Genomic DNA, 14053 nt, shown 5'->3' with positions numbered 1-14053 from the left:
ACGCCGAATGCACTGCCATGACCGTATTACGTTACCTGCAAGCCTACCCGCCGCACCTGCAAGAGCAGGTGCGGCAGATGATCGACAGCGACCGCCTGGGCGAGTACCTGCAGCGTCGTTACCCCGACCGCCATGACGTGCAGAGCGACAAGGCGCTGTACGGTTATGCCCAGGCGTTGCGGCAGCAGTACCTGCGCAGTGCGCCCAACCTGGACAAGGTGCTGTTCGACAACCGCCTGGACCTGACCCACCGAGCGTTGGGGCTGAACACGGCGGTATCCCGGGTGCAGGGTGGCAATCTCAAGGCGAAGAAGGAAATCCGCATCGCCGCTTTGTTCAAGGAGGCCGCGCCGCAGTTTTTGCGCATGATCGTGGTGCACGAGTTGGCGCACCTGCGTGAGCGCGACCATAACAAGGCGTTTTACCAGCTCTGTCAGCACATGGAGCCGGACTACCATCAACTTGAATTCGACCTGCGCGTCTACCTGACCTATCGGGAGCTGCCGGGCAACTGTTAAGGACCATGCAGCATGGAAGTGAGCAAGACCAAGAGCAGCTTCTACCGCCGCCTGTACGTGGCCTGGCTGATCGACAGCCAGACCGCGACCAGCGTGCCGGCGCTGATGGAGGCCACCGGCATGCCACGCCGCACGGCCCAGGACACCATCGCCGCCCTGGCCGACCTGGACATCGTCTGTGAGTTCGAGCAGCAGGAAGGCGCGCGCAATCATGCCGGGCATTATCGCATTCATGACTGGGGCGCGATCGACAAGCAGTGGATCATTCGGCATTTGCGCCAGATCCGCGAAGTGTTGGGGTATCCGTGACGTGCTCTAAAGCCGGCCTGTGGGAGATTGCCCAGCTTCTTGGCGTTGCGCTGCCGCGCAGAGACCAATGGTCATTGTGGGAGCGGGCTTGTCCCGCGAATGGGGCTACGCGGTGCATGGCACCGGCTTCGCCGGTGTTCGCGGGGCAAGCCCGCTCCCACAGCGCCCCGGGCCTTCTCAGCCTTTACGCATACCAATGTGCGGAATGTCATCCTCAAGGTATTCCTCACCCACCGCCTTAAACCCATGGCCTGCATAAAACCCTTGCAGATGCGCCTGTGCCGACAGGTACACCGGCGTACCCGGCCAGCAATGCTCGGCCGCCTCCAGCCCTTTGAGCAGCAACGCATGCCCCAGCTTGAGCCCGCGCGCCGCAGGTGACGTGACCACGCGGCCGATGACCACATCGCCCCCTTGGGATTGCGGGTCGAGCAGGCGTAGGTAAGCCACCAGCTTGTCGTCTTGCCAGGCCATCAGGTGCAGGGTGTCGCCGGTCAGGTCCTGGCCATCGACTTCCTGGTAGCTGCAGCGTTGTTCGACCACGAACACTTCAGTGCGCAACTGCAGGATGGCATAGAGCTGCTCCTTGCCGAGATCAGTGTGGTGCTTGCAAAGCCAGTCAATGGACATGGGCAGGAACTCCTTGAATGATCCGTCGATCATCGCAAATCCCAAGGCTACCGACGAGTGGCTGATTGCTGCAGGCGGTGTCATGCAGCCTTCGGCCAAAATAGAGGCAAAATGACACTATTGCCCGCTGCCTTCGGCCGCAGCTTTGTGTACGCTCAGCGGCAGTTGTGGTGCAGACCGCCTACACAGTGTGTGCCCTCCATTGCGAAAGGACTTGAGCATGCGGCCACTGCTTTGTGTTCTGGGGTTGCTGGCAGTGATGCTGGCCTCGCCCGCCCAGGGTTACGGCAAGCTGCGGCTTGTGGCGGACAACTGGCCACCGTTTACCGACACCAGCATGCCCGGCGGCGGTTTGGCGACCAGCATCGTCACCACGGCGCTGGCCCGGGCCGGATACACCAGTGCGTTCGAAGAAGTGCCCTGGGCACGGGCCTTGATGGGCGTCGGCGAAGGGCGTTACGACGTGTTGATCAATGCCTGGCGCAACGACGCGCGTGCGCGCATCGGCCAGTTTTCCGACGCCTACCTGACTAACCGCATCCGCTTGCTCAAGCGCAAGGGTGAGGCGTTTGACTATCAGCATGCTGCCGATTTGTACCCCTACAGCATTGCCGTGGTGCGTGACTATGCCTACTCGCCCGATTTCGACAGCGACACCCGCTTGCACAAAGTGCCTGTGCGCAATTTCTCGTCAGCCGTGCGCATGTTGGCGGCAGGCCGGGTGAACCTGGCGGTAGAAGATGAATACGTGGCCCGTTACAACCTGCAGCGCGAACCGCAGGCGGTGCGTGATGGTGTGGAACTGATCGACCCGCCACTGGCGCAGAACAGCCTGCATATTCTGGTCAGCCTGAAACACCCGCAACACCAGCAGATTGTCGAACGGTTCGAACAGGCGATTGCGGCGATGAAAGCTGATGGCAGTTATGCGCGCTTGTTACGCCAGCATGGCTTTTGACCTCTAATGCCCGTGCTGGCCTCTTCGCGGGTAAACCCGCTCCCACGCAAGCGATACCCATTTCCTGTGGGAGCGGGTTTACCCGCGAAGAGGCCGCCACAGGCCACATAGCATTTAGGCCGGCGCGCTTTCCTTGACCAGGTGCGCTGCCAGCGTGCGCAATGGCCCCAACTGCCTGCAAATCAGTGCCAGCTGGGTCTGCACCAACCGTTGGTGCTCATCCAGCTCTTCTGGCATCTGCTCCAGGTCGTTGGCCAGCGCTTCTTCGGCATCACTGTGGATCGCCACCGGTAGCCGCGCCGCCAGGCCATTGGCGATTTCATCCAGGCTGTTGGCCAGGCTTTGCCCCGCGCCCTCGATCAACAGCTCTTGCACCTCCGCCGGCAAGGCGGTGTCGCGGTGCGCGCCAAGCCCGGAGAGGTAGCTGAGCAGCGTGTGCGACAACACCAGGAAACGGAAGCCAACGTCCGCTTCCTTGCGGAAGTGCCCCGGTTCCATGAGCATGTTGGCCAGCGTGGTCGACAGCGCCGCATCGGCGTTGTGGGCATTGCGGCGGGCCAGGCGGTAGGCGAGGTCGTCGCGTTTGCCGTGGGCATACTGCTGCATGATCTGGCGCAGGTACACGCTGGCGCAGGCCAAGGTGTTGGCCAGCGCCTTGTTCAAGCGCCGGCCTTGCCAGTCGGGTAGGAACAGGAACACCGCCAGAATGGCGATCAGGCTGCCCACCAGGGTATCGAACAGGCGCGGCAGGAACAGGCCGTAGCCGTCGCCGATCTGGTTGAAGCAGAACAGCACCATCAAGGTGATCGCTGCGGTTGCCAAGGTGTACCGGGTGGTGCGGTTGACGAAGAACACCACCCCGGCGACCACAGCGAACATCGACTGGATGATCGGGCTGGGGAACAGGTCGAACAGGGCCCAGCCAACCGTCAAACCGATGGCCGTGCCGAACACCCGCTGCACCAGCTTGCGCCGGGTCGCGCCGTAGTTGGGCTGGCAGACGAACAGCGTGGTGAGGATGATCCAGTAGCCCTGGGTCGGGTGAATCAAATGCACCATGCCGTAGCCGATCGACAGTGCCAGCGACAAGCGCAGAGCGTGGCGGAACAGCAGCGAGGTCGGCGTGAGCTGGGTGCGCAGGCGGCTCAACACATCCTTCAGCGAGCGTGGCGAACGGTCGAGCAGGCTGCTGTCACTGGCATCGGCCAGGCTGTCCGGGTTGCTGGCGGCGCCCAGCAGGCGGTCGAGGGTGGCAAGGTTGGCGGCCAGTGCCCGCAACGACCGCAGCAGGCTACGCCAGGCCGGGTTGTTCTGGTTGCGCAAGTGCTCCAGAGAGGCGTTGAGGTCTTCCAGGGTGTCGGCAAACCGGCTGTCGAGCACGAACGGCTGGCGCAAGCGGATCGAGCGTGCCAGGTCTTGGCAGGCGGAGCCTTGATGGCGCAGCAGGCGCTGGCAGCGGAACATCACGTCGCTGTGGAAGAACGCTTCGGCCAGGGCGTTGTACGGGTAATGCGAGGCGCTGACGCGTTCGTGAATATCCTGGGCCAGAAAGTACAGTTTCAGGTAACGGCTGACCTTGGAATTTGGCTGGCTGTTGCCGACCCGGTGCAGGATGATTTCCTTGGCAGCGTTGAGCGCCGCGACCACCTTGCCATTCTGCTGGGCCAACTCCAGGCGGCGGGCCTCCAGGTCGAGGTTGCGGATGGGTTCAAACAGGTTGGCCTTCAGCTTGAGGTAGCGCCCCAGCTCGAAAAACAGTTTGGCCAGGCTTTGCTGCACCGGCTGATTGGAGAACAACGCTTGCCACAGCACCGACAGCAGGCCGTACCAGGCTGCGCCCGCCACCAGCAGCATTGGCTCGTGCCAGAAGTCATTCACCTGGCCGCCGCGTTGGTCCACGCCGATCATGGTGTACACCGATAAAATCAGCGTGGCTGAAGCGATCGCACCATAGCGCTCGCCCAGTGCACCGAGCATGGTCAGGCCGAAGGCCGCCAGGGCCAGGGCGCCGGCGAAGATCCAGGGGTAGGGGAACAATAACTCGACTGACAGCGCGGCGATGGCAAAACACACCAGGGTTACCGCCAGCGCGCTGAGCCGGCCTTGCCAGCTGTCGTCGGTTTCGGCCAGCGCACTGGCGATGATGCCCAGGAACAAGGGGATCAGCAGGGCCATTTCATCCTGGTACCAACACAAGGCCATGCTGCCGGTGAGGGCGACCGTAACCCTGATGCTGTAGCTGAACTTGTCTTGGCCCCACAGGCGACGCAGTGACTGACGGAACGAGCTCGATGACATGATGGCCTTGGGCTGTGATCGAATGAATACAGTGCCGCACGGACCAGCAAGAAGCGTTCCGTGCTGCTGAATGGATTCTACTCTACACGAACTGCGCCGCAGCGTTAGCCGATGCCCATGCCCACTGGAAATTGAAACCGCCCAGGTGGCCGGTGACATCCAGCACCTCGCCAATGAAGTACAGCCCCGGGGCTTTGAGCGACTCCATGGTCTTGGACGACACCTCGCGGGTGTCCACGCCGCCCAGCGTCACTTCGGCGGTGCGATAGCCCTCGGTGCCAGCCGGTACCACCTGCCAGGCTGCCAGTTTTTCGGCGATCTGGGCCAATTCTGCCGGGGTGTACTGCTTCATCGGCTTCGATTCGAACCACTGCTCGGCCAACAGGTTGGCCAGCTTGCGGGTGAACACCTCGCCAAGCACCGTCTTCAGTTCCGCGTTGGCGCGCTCGGCCTGCTGCTGTTGCAGCCAGGTCAGTGCATCGCGGTCCGGCAGCAGGTTGATCTCCACCGTGTCGCCGGCCTCCCAGAACGAGGAGATCTGCAGAATCGCCGGGCCGCTCAGGCCGCGGTGGGTAAACAGCAGGTTCTCGCGGAAGCTGGTGCCGTTGCAGCTGGCCGTGCAGTCCAGCGAGGTGCCCGACAGTTCGGTGCACAGTGCCTTGAGTTGGGGCTCGGTGATGGTGAAGGGCACCAGCCCGGCGCGGGTCGGCAGCAGGGTGTGGCCGAACTGGCGCGCCACCTGGTAGCCGAAACCGGTAGCGCCCAGGGTCGGGATCGACAGGCCGCCGGTGGCGATCACCAGCGACTGGCAGGCGAACTGCCCGGCACTGGTTTGCAGCAGGTAGCCGTTTTCGGTTTTCTCGATGTGCGAGATGCTGGTGTCCATGCGCAACTCGGCACCGGCCTCGTCGCACTCGGCCAGGAGCATGTTGAGGATGTCGCTGGCCTTGTTGTCGCAGAACAGCTGCCCGAGCTTCTTCTCGTGATACGGCACGCCATGCTTGGCCACCAGCTCGATGAAGTCCCACTGGGTGTAGCGGGCCAGCGCCGACTTGCAGAAGTGCGCGTTGTGCGAAAGGAAGTTGGCAGGCTCGGTGTACATGTTGGTGAAGTTGCAGCGCCCGCCGCCGGACATGAGGATTTTCTTGCCTGGCTTGTTGGCGTGGTCCAGCAGCAGTACCCGGCGGCCACGGCGGGCGCTGAGCTGGGCGCACATCAGGCCGGCGGCGCCGGCGCCGAGGATGATCACGTCGGTGGTGTGCACGGGTTACCTCTTGAAGATTGCTGGGGCTGCCTTGCAGCCCTTTCGCGACACAAGGCCGCTCCTACAGGGGATCGCGTAACCCGTGTAGGAGCCACCTTGTGTCGCGAAAGGGCCGCAAAGCGGCCCCAATAGTTTTTTAAATGATGCGGACTTTCAGGGCCCGGCCTTTGATCTTGCCGCTGTTCAGGCGCTGCATCGCTTGCTTGGCCAGTGCCCGTTCCACTGCCACGAAGGCCTGGAAATCGAAGATGGCGATCTTGCCCACCTGCTTGCCCGGGATGCCGGCATCGCCGGTCAATGCGCCGAGGATGTCACCTGGGCGCAGTTTGTCCTTGCGCCCGGCAGCGATGCACAAGGTGCTCATCACCGGCAGCAGCGGCTCGCCGCCTTTATTTTTCAGGCTGTCCAGCTGGTCCCAGCGCAGCGGGCTCTTCTGCAACGCTTCGATGGCCTGGGCGCGGTGGCCCTCGGCCGGGGCCACCAGGCTGACCGCAACGCCCTTCTCGCCGGCACGGCCGGTGCGGCCGACACGGTGCACGTGGATCTCGGCGTCACGCGCCAGCTCGACGTTGAGCACCATGTCCAGGCCGTCGATGTCCAGGCCGCGCGCGGCCACGTCGGTCGCCACCAGCACCGAGCTGCTGCGGTTGGCGAACATGGCCAGCACTTGGTCGCGGTCGCGCTGTTCGAGGTCACCGTGCAGGGCCTGGGCGACGATGCCTTTGGCCGTGAGGTGGGCGACCACGTCTTCGCACTGCTGCTTGGTGAAGCAGAACGCCACGCACGATTGCGGGCGATAGTGGCCGAGCACGCGGGTCACCGCTTCGAGGCGCTGTTGCGCGTCGATTTCGATGAAGCGCTGTTCGATCTGGTTGTCGGTGTGCAGGCTTTCGACCTTGACCTGCTGCGGGTTGCGCATGAAGTCTGCGGCAAGCTGCTTGATGCCGGACGGGTAGGTGGCTGAGAACAGCAGGGTCTGGCGGCGGGCCGGGGTCTTGCCGATGATGCTGGCGATGGCGTCGAAAAAGCCCATGTCGAGCATGCGGTCGGCTTCGTCGAGGATCAGCGTGTTGAGCCCGTCGAGTACCAGGGTGCCTTTATCCAGGTGCTGCTGGATGCGCCCCGGGGTGCCGACGATGATGTGCGCACCGTGCTCCAGCGACGCGATCTGCGGGCCGAGCGAAACGCCGCCGCAGAGGGTCAGGATCTTGATGTTGTCTTCGGCGCGCGCCAGCCGGCGCAACTCTTTGGCGACCTGGTCGGCGAGCTCGCGGGTCGGGCACAGGACCAGCGCCTGGCAACCGAAATAGCGTGGGTTGATCGGGTTCAGCAGGCCGATGCCGAACGCAGCGGTCTTGCCGCTGCCGGTCTTGGCCTGGGCGATCAGGTCCTGGCCCTTGAGGATGACCGGCAGGCTCTGTGCCTGGATCGGCGTCATCGAGGTATAGCCGAGGGCGTCCAGGTTGGCCAGCATGGCGGCGGACAGCGGCAGGGTGGCAAAGGCGGTGGATTCGGTGGTCACGAGGCGGGCCTGTGTGGCGAAGCGAAAAATGCCGCACAGTCTACCAGCCTCATGGCCATTCGCCCTACGACTCCATGTGTTGTTCCGGACGACGGGCACGCCTTCCGTCTGTCGGCGCCAGTTGCAGGAAGATGGCTGCGGCCAGCATGGCCATGATGCCGATGGTCACGAAGGTCAGCTGGAAGGCGCCCAAGGTGCTTTCCACCCCCTCGGCGCTGCCGGCCGCCGTGAAGCCGCCCAGCAATGCACCCGCGCAAGCCACACCCAGGCTCAGCGCCAGTTGCGCGACCACCGACAGCAGGCTGTTGCCGCTGCTGGCGCTGGCATCGTCGAGGTCGATCAGGGTTACCGTGTTCATGGCCGTGAACTGCATGGAGTTCACGGCACCGAGCAGGCCCAGTTGTATCAGCAGCACGGCGTAGGGCGTCTGCTCGTCGACCAGGCCGAGGCTGGCCAGCAGCAGGCCCAGCAGCAGGGTATTGCCGGTGAGGATGATGCGGTAGCCGAAGCGCTCGATCAGCGGCCGGGCGATGGACTTGGCCAGCATCGCCGCTGCAGCCAGCGGGATCATGCTCATGCCTGCCTGGGCTGGCGAATAGCCCAGTGCCACCTGCAGCAGCAAGGGTACGAGGAAGGGCAGGGCGCCGCTGCCCAGGCGCGCGAACAGGTTGCCGAGGATGCCGATGGCAAAGGTGCGCACGCGGAACAGGCTGGGCGAGAACAGCGGCTCGGGATCGCGCCCGGCCCGCAGCCAGTAGGCGGCCAGGCAGGCCATGCCAGCGAACAGCAGCAACATCACCCGCAAGTGCGGCAAGTGCAACTCGCCCAAGCCTTCCATGGCGATGGTGATCAGCACCATCGCCGCGCCGAACAAGAGGAAGCCCGGGCCATCGAAGCTGGTGCGCTCTGCGCCGCGCAGGTCAGGGATGAACTTCCACACGGCATAACAGCCGATGGCACCGACCGGCAGGTTGAGCAGGAAGATCCAGTGCCAGCTGAGGATTTCCACCAGCCAGCCACCGACCGTTGGGCCGAGCAGGGGGCCGAGCAGGCCGGGGATGGTGATGAAGCTCATGATCCGCACCAGCTCGGTGCGGGGGTAGGCGCGCAGTACCACCAGCCGGCCGACCGGCAGCATTAATGCGCCGCCCAGGCCTTGAACGACTCGGGCCATGATCAGAAAACCGAGGCTGTCGGCGGCGGCGCATAGCAGTGAGCCGAAGCTGAACAACAGGATCGCGCTGAAGAAGATGTGCTTGGTACCGAAGCGGTCGGCGAGCCAGCCGGAGGCGGGGATCAGCAAGGCTACGGTGAGCATGTAGGCGATGATCACGCCTTGCATGCGCAGCGGGTCCTCTTCCAGCGAGCGCGCCATGGCCGGCAGCGCGGTGTTGAGAATGGTGCCGTCCAGGGACTGCATGAAGAAAGCGATGGCCACGACCCAGGGGATCCAGCGGGCGGTGACGGGGTCCAGCGGTGCACGATCAGGCATGACGTCCTCTTTTGTCTGTGCCGGCCTCTTCGCGGGGCAAGCCCGCTCCCATAGGATCTCCACTGCCCTCGAATGGGGTGACATCGCTGTGGGAGCGGGCTTGCCCCGCGAAAGGGCCGGTAATGCCTATCACAATGTCAGGGTCAGGCCTTTGACCAGCGCCCCTGGCAAATGACTCGACCCAGTACTGCGCTGTCCATAGGTACTGGTAGACAAGATCATCTCGCGCTCGCGCGTCAGGTCCTCCAGCTGGCTGCCCAGCAAACTGTACAGGCTGTCATCGAAGCGCATGGTGCTTACCGGCCCCTGAATCTGGCCATTCTCCACCCAGAAGGTGGCAAAACGGGTCAGGCCGGTCATGCGTGCTGCTGGCAGGTCCGAGTAGTTCAGGTACCACAAGTTGCTGATATACAGCCCGGTGCCCAGCCGTTCGAGGATTGCTTCACTGGCCAGGTTGCCCGCCGCGAGGCTCAAGGCGCAGGGCGACTCGTAGCTGTCGGCACCATTCGCCACGAGCGCGAACTCGGCCGCACTGCGTGCGCTGATCAAGCGCTGCACGGCTTGGCCTTGCTGGATCAGCGGCACATCGAGGCGGGGTGACCCCTCATCCGAAAACGCCGGGCTCAGCGAGCCGCTGACTTGCTCGTCGAAGCTGACCAGCGGGCTCAGCTGCGCATCGCCGTTATACAGGCGCTGCAGGGCGCTGTTGCCAGTGGCCAGGGCCTGCGCAGAAAACCCGCCCCAGCACAGCATGCCGGCGATCTCGTCCATGGCCGCTGGCGCCAGGTAGGCGCGGTAACTGCCTGGTTTCAAGGTGATGGCAGGGCGGCCCAGGAACGCCAGTTGCTCGCGGGCCAGGCGCAGGCGCGCGACGAACTCGTCAGCGCTCCAGGCCTGCCCGGCATAGTTGGCTTTCACGGCCTGGCCGTTGCTGTGGAACAGGCTCCAGTCCATGTTGAAACTGTTGGCCTGGTGCCAGCCAAAGGCCCCGAACGAGCTGGCGAAGCCGCGACAGATCGGCCCGGCGGCGTAGATGCCGACCAGGTCCAGGTCGCCGGCTTCCCGTTCGATCAAGGCCAGCACTTCATCCAGTTCCGGCAGCGTGTGGTCTTGCTGGCTGTGGCTGTTCCACGGGGTTTCGTCCAGGCGCAGGTAGGGGTCGACGGCCAGCAGGGGCAAGGTCTGACGCAGTTGGCCCAGGGCATCGGCCAGGCGCGCGCGGTCCTGCACGGCATCATCGCCCAGGGTGATCAACTGCTCGGCCTGGCGGCCATCACAGATCAGGCGCAGTTGCACACTGGCCTGGCTCACCTCGCCGGCCTGGCGCACCTTGGCATGGTTGAAGCGCACGAACTGTGACTGTTCGGCGCTGTAGCCAAAGGTGAATTGTTCGCCCGGCTGCAGGGCATCGCGCAGGGCGCCAAGCAGGCTTTCGAAACGGTGTTGGGGTGTGGCGCTCATCAGGCGTCGCCTCCGAAGACATCGATCTGGCTGAACACGCAGGCCGGCGAAGCATGGCCGACCCGCACCACCTGGTTGGGCTCGCCTTTGCCGCAATTGGGCGTACCGAGCACCTGGAAGGTGCTGGCGTCGCCGACGGCGGACAAGTTGCGCCAGAACTGCGCCGAGATGCCGCGGTAGTTGGGGTTCTTGACGATGCCCTTGAGCTCGCCGTTTTCGATCAGTTGGCCCCACTCGCAGCCGAACTGGAACTTGTTGCGGGCATCGTCAATGGACCAGGAGCGGTTGGTGCGCATCAGGATGCCGTGCTCGATACCCTTGACCAGCTGCGCCAGCGAGCGGTCGCCCGGCTCGATGTTGAGGTTGGCCATGCGGTCGATCGGTGCGCGGTTCCAGCCACAGGCACGGCTGTTGGCCACGCCGTCCAGGCCGGAGCGGAACTGCGACAGGGCGCCGCCCAACGGGCGCAGTAGCACACCATCGCGGATCAGGAACTGCTTGCTGGCCTGGGTGCCGTCATCGTCGTAGCTGTAGCTGGCGAGTTCTTCGCCGATGGTCGGGTCAAAGGTCACGTTGAGCAGCTTCGAGCCGTATTGCAGGTGGCCGAAGTCACTGGCGTTGACGAAACTGGTGCCGGCGTAGTTGCGCTCGTCGCCGAGAATGCGGTCCATCTCCAGCGGGTGGCCGATGGACTCGTGAATCTGCAGCATCATCTGGTCGGGCATCAGCAGCAGGTCACGCGGGCCGCTGGGCGTATTGGGTGCCAGCAGCAGTTGCAGCGCCTCGTCGGCGACCCGGCGGGCGGCGCCGACCAGGCCACAGCGCTCGATGACCTCGAAGCCCCCCTGCTGGCCAAAGTTGTCCCGGCCCAGGCTGCGGCTCTGGCTGTCTTGGCCGTCGCTGGCCGTCACGCTCAGGCCTGGGAACAGGAAGCGCTGGGCGTGGCGCAGTTCGGCGCCGGCGGAGTTGAGGTAGGTTTGTTCAACCAGGGTGATGTCCAGGCCGGCCTGCCAATCCACCAGGCGGCTGTCCTGGGGCACGCTGGCCGACTCGGCGGCGAGCAGGCCCAGGCAATCGGCGAGGTTGGGCAGTGGCTGGTCGAAGTTGGGCGAGACATGGTCGTGGCGTGCGCTGGTCACCGGTTGGTCGCGCAGGTCCAGCAGGATATGCCTGGCGATCTGCCGGGCCAGCGCTTCGGCGCGTTCGAGCGCCTGCTGCAAGCCTTGTTGGGACAGGTCGGCGGTGGCGGCATAGGCCTCAACGCCGCTGACCCGCACGGTAAGCATGGCGCCCTCGTCCTGGCTGAAGAAGGGCGGCTCGGCCACATTGCGACGCACAGACAATGCCTGGTACGACTGCTTCACATGACGCAGGGAAAACAACTCTGCCGTGCTGCGCAGCCCAGCAAAGCGCTGGCGCAACAGGGCGCTGGAATCAAACATGCGGGAACCTCCGAGTCAGTGGTGGCTCCCCCTAGAACCACGCCACTCGCATGCCTAGGCCTGTATCGTCACGGGCCACGAGCAATGCCAGCTCATTATGGCAGCCAGGTACTTCCCTGGTCAGGAAATAACGCGGGCGGTTCAACCACCGCCCTCCCAGCAATGGGGCGGCGTTGTTACGCCTTCTTTCTGGATGGCGGCCTTCAACATAGCATTCAGATGCGCTGCGACATGGTGCGAGGTGTCCGTCAGCAAGTAGACGTGGTGCTTTTCGAGGTCGGGCAAGCCCAGCCCTTCCACGTACGCGAGTGATGTATCGGCGCTATCCAGCCCTTCGACAATGCCCACGGCCAGGCCACTTCTCATGCAGGCCAGTACCGCGTGCCAGTTGGCGCTTTCCAACAGCACACGGTACGCAATGCCGTGGGCTTTCAGAGCCTGCAACGCCGCCTCCCGGTACGGGCAACCCTTCAACTGCAGTGCCAGCGGCAAGGGGCGATTGGGGTCATGGCTGAATCCAGGCGCTGCGGCCCAGCGCGGCTGCGTCGAGCGAAGCCACTCGCCTTGCTGCCAGTCGTCACTGCTGACCGCTACAGCCAGGTCCAGCCGCTGTCGCGCAAACAGGTCGATGAGCTCTGCGCTGGATCGCGCTACAGCCTCCAACTCCAGCTTCGGGTTATTGGCGACGAACACCGGCAGAAAGTCGCTCATGAGGTTGGCGGCATAACCGTCGGGTACGCCTATGCGCACCTTGCCGGTCATCTGCTGTGGCGACAGCGTGGCCAGTAGCCTGTCGTGAGCCATCAAGAAACGTGTCGCTTCGCCCATCAGCTGACGGCCCGCAGGGGTTAGCTCCACCGACTGGTTACTGCGTGTGAACAATTGTTGCCCGATCTTTCCCTCCAGCTTCTGGATCTGCGTCGTCACCGCCGATGGGCTGCGGTGGACGTAGTCGGCCGCCGCCTTGAAACGGCCTAGCCGGGCCACTGCCTGGAAGGTTCTCAGTACATCGATGTCGAGGCCTTTGCCCATGGAGCCACCTGATTTGGTCGGATCGAACCAGCGCTTCGATTTAATCAACTGTACAGCCTTTATACCCACTCTTACTGTGGGGTCGAAGCCCGCATGCCCCCTGAATTGCAATGGAATGATACGGATGAGCCTGAATGACTTCGTGGTAGATGCACTCGTGCGCAACCCGGCTTACCAGCACGCACGACTATGGACTGTCGAGAACCACGAGAAGTACTCGACCTTGGCCCAGCCTGAGCCGGGACCTGCAAGCGACCACCGTTTCAACCACGAGATATTTCTGCTTATGCGCGCCTTGAATGAGCAAGGCGTGGGTCAGAGCGGGCTCTGTGCTGATGCAGAGGGGCAGGGGGCGCTCAAGGCCGTCATCGGCGACGTTGCCGAGCGGTTGGCAGCACTGAGTAGTGGGCGCCGTGTGCACTATGTGGAGCTGGGCCCGGAGCCGATCAAGAGCGCCTGCTTGCTGAAGCGAATGGTCGAGACGTCCAGCTCCATCCGCTACACCGCCATCGATATCAACCAGACTTCAGAAGCCGCGATGAGCGATGCCGTGGGGCCCATCGTGCGCGAGGATGGCAGTTTCAATTACATCGCCGCTGATTACCGCACCGTAACCCATGAGGATTTGCGTCACGATCAGGAACTCACACTGATCACCCTGCTTGGGTTTCAGGAAGGTAACGAGCTGCCAGTGAGCACTGGGCGGCTGATTCGTAGCCTTGCAGGTAACACCACCTACATCCTTTCGGAAATGCAGGTCTACGACGAAGGCCTGGAAAGTACCATCCTCAAGTTCTACGCCAACCCCTGCATGCTCCAGTTCTCCCAAATGGTCGCGCTTCAACAAGGCTTCATCCCTTCGGGCGAGCATGAAGCCATGCTCGTACCGCTACGCATTCAGGATGAACCCATCCATGTCGCGGTAACCCTGCAACCTGTGCAGCGTCTGCAGCAACGTGGGTACCTGCTGACCAACATCTGCCTCAAGTACACGCCCGAACAGTTCCGTCGCATCAGGGCCCGGCATTGCAACTGCAGTGTGGTGGACGAGTTCGCCAGCGGTGATGGCTCGGTGCGCTATCAGATCGCGAAGTACCTTCAGTAGTGACTCTACGGGGACAGACACA

At 63.6% G+C, this 14053-nt stretch carries 12 protein-coding genes and 1 pseudogene; 4 read left to right on the top strand and 9 right to left on the bottom strand.

Translation table 11 applies throughout. The features are described 5' to 3' along the window. Positions 1–17 precede the first annotated feature (17 nt). The gene (locus ACMCNM_RS25535; protein ID WP_186677289.1) at positions 18–518 is read left to right on the top strand and encodes a M48 family metallopeptidase; all 501 of its coding nucleotides are present in this window, start codon (positions 18–20) and stop codon (positions 516–518) included. A 12-nt stretch (positions 519–530) separates the two neighbouring features. Then, a complete protein-coding gene (locus ACMCNM_RS25530; protein ID WP_003249396.1) occupies positions 531–827 on the top strand; it encodes a winged helix-turn-helix domain-containing protein in 297 nt (98 codons plus the stop codon). 177 nt (positions 828–1004) lie between these two features. Here ACMCNM_RS25530 and ACMCNM_RS25525 read toward each other — a convergent pair whose 3' ends face one another. Beyond that, complete coding sequence (locus tag ACMCNM_RS25525) at positions 1005–1457, bottom strand: GNAT family N-acetyltransferase (protein ID WP_412765646.1); 453 nt, start codon at positions 1455–1457, stop codon at positions 1005–1007. Positions 1458–1677: 220 nt separating this feature from the next. On the opposite strand from ACMCNM_RS25525, the gene ACMCNM_RS25520 reads away from it, so the two are divergent. Further along, complete coding sequence (locus tag ACMCNM_RS25520) at positions 1678–2415, top strand: substrate-binding periplasmic protein (RefSeq protein ID WP_186677294.1); 738 nt, start codon at positions 1678–1680, stop codon at positions 2413–2415. A gap of 114 nt (positions 2416–2529) precedes the next feature. On the opposite strand, the gene yccS is transcribed toward ACMCNM_RS25520, so the two are convergent. From yccS to ACMCNM_RS25480, 8 genes and pseudogenes are all read right to left on the bottom strand, one after another. Continuing rightward, a complete protein-coding gene (yccS, locus tag ACMCNM_RS25515; protein WP_099455528.1) occupies positions 2530–4713 on the bottom strand; it encodes a YccS family putative transporter in 2184 nt (727 codons plus the stop codon). Positions 4714–4795: 82 nt separating this feature from the next. Then, positions 4796–5977, bottom strand: coding sequence for an NAD(P)/FAD-dependent oxidoreductase (locus ACMCNM_RS25510; protein WP_099455527.1), 1182 nt, complete (start codon positions 5975–5977; stop codon positions 4796–4798). A gap of 136 nt (positions 5978–6113) precedes the next feature. Beyond that, entirely contained in the window at positions 6114–7451 is a 1338-nt protein-coding gene (dbpA, locus tag ACMCNM_RS25505) for an ATP-dependent RNA helicase DbpA (RefSeq protein WP_238348880.1), read from the bottom strand. A gap of 112 nt (positions 7452–7563) precedes the next feature. Next, a complete protein-coding gene (gene mdtD / locus ACMCNM_RS25500) occupies positions 7564–8991 on the bottom strand; it encodes a multidrug transporter subunit MdtD (protein WP_099455526.1) in 1428 nt (475 codons plus the stop codon). Positions 8992–9120: 129 nt separating this feature from the next. Next, entirely contained in the window at positions 9121–10452 is a 1332-nt protein-coding gene (locus ACMCNM_RS25495; protein ID WP_412765645.1) for a TldD/PmbA family protein, read from the bottom strand. Continuing rightward, positions 10452–11894 carry a TldD/PmbA family protein gene (locus ACMCNM_RS25490; RefSeq protein ID WP_412765644.1) on the bottom strand — a complete coding sequence of 481 codons (1443 nt, stop codon included), beginning with the start codon at positions 11892–11894 and terminating at the stop codon, positions 10452–10454. The genes ACMCNM_RS25495 and ACMCNM_RS25490 overlap by 1 nt, the downstream gene beginning before the upstream one ends. A 31-nt stretch (positions 11895–11925) precedes the next feature. After that, positions 11926–12039 (bottom strand): annotated as a pseudogene (locus ACMCNM_RS25485) (hypothetical protein); the annotation flags it as partial. Continuing rightward, complete coding sequence (locus tag ACMCNM_RS25480; protein ID WP_099455523.1) at positions 12036–12926, bottom strand: LysR substrate-binding domain-containing protein; 891 nt, start codon at positions 12924–12926, stop codon at positions 12036–12038. The pseudogene ACMCNM_RS25485 and the gene ACMCNM_RS25480, both read right to left, overlap by 4 nt. Before the next feature lie 124 nt (positions 12927–13050). On the opposite strand from ACMCNM_RS25480, the gene ACMCNM_RS25475 reads away from it, so the two are divergent. Continuing rightward, on the top strand, positions 13051–14031 hold the full coding sequence (locus tag ACMCNM_RS25475; protein ID WP_412765643.1) for a hypothetical protein: 981 nt from the start codon (positions 13051–13053) through the stop codon (positions 14029–14031). Positions 14032–14053: the final 22 nt, after the last annotated feature.

The sequence above is a fragment of the Pseudomonas sp. NGC7 genome, assembly GCF_047159675.1.
Classification (GTDB): Bacteria; Pseudomonadota; Gammaproteobacteria; order Pseudomonadales; family Pseudomonadaceae; genus Aquipseudomonas; species Aquipseudomonas kermanshahensis.
Note: the sequence above shows the minus strand (reverse complement) of the source record. Positions and strands in the feature narration are given on the sequence as shown.

Excerpts from the sequence above, each read along its gene's own strand:
- ACMCNM_RS25535 (WP_186677289.1), top strand. The coding sequence starts at position 18 with ATGACCGTATTACGTTACCTGCAAGCCTACCCGCCGCACCTGCAAGAG.
- ACMCNM_RS25530 (WP_003249396.1), top strand. The coding sequence starts at position 531 with ATGGAAGTGAGCAAGACCAAGAGCAGCTTCTACCGCCGCCTGTACGTG.
- ACMCNM_RS25525 (WP_412765646.1), bottom strand. The coding sequence starts at position 1,457 with ATGTCCATTGACTGGCTTTGCAAGCACCACACTGATCTCGGCAAGGAG.
- ACMCNM_RS25520 (WP_186677294.1), top strand. The coding sequence starts at position 1,678 with ATGCGGCCACTGCTTTGTGTTCTGGGGTTGCTGGCAGTGATGCTGGCC.
- yccS (WP_099455528.1), bottom strand. The coding sequence starts at position 4,713 with ATGTCATCGAGCTCGTTCCGTCAGTCACTGCGTCGCCTGTGGGGCCAA.
- dbpA (WP_238348880.1), bottom strand. The coding sequence starts at position 7,451 with ATGCTGGCCAACCTGGACGCCCTCGGCTATACCTCGATGACGCCGATC.
- mdtD (WP_099455526.1), bottom strand. The coding sequence starts at position 8,991 with ATGCCTGATCGTGCACCGCTGGACCCCGTCACCGCCCGCTGGATCCCC.
- ACMCNM_RS25495 (WP_412765645.1), bottom strand. The coding sequence starts at position 10,452 with ATGAGCGCCACACCCCAACACCGTTTCGAAAGCCTGCTTGGCGCCCTG.
- ACMCNM_RS25490 (WP_412765644.1), bottom strand. The coding sequence starts at position 11,894 with ATGTTTGATTCCAGCGCCCTGTTGCGCCAGCGCTTTGCTGGGCTGCGC.
- ACMCNM_RS25480 (WP_099455523.1), bottom strand. The coding sequence starts at position 12,926 with ATGGGCAAAGGCCTCGACATCGATGTACTGAGAACCTTCCAGGCAGTG.
- ACMCNM_RS25475 (WP_412765643.1), top strand. The coding sequence starts at position 13,051 with ATGAGCCTGAATGACTTCGTGGTAGATGCACTCGTGCGCAACCCGGCT.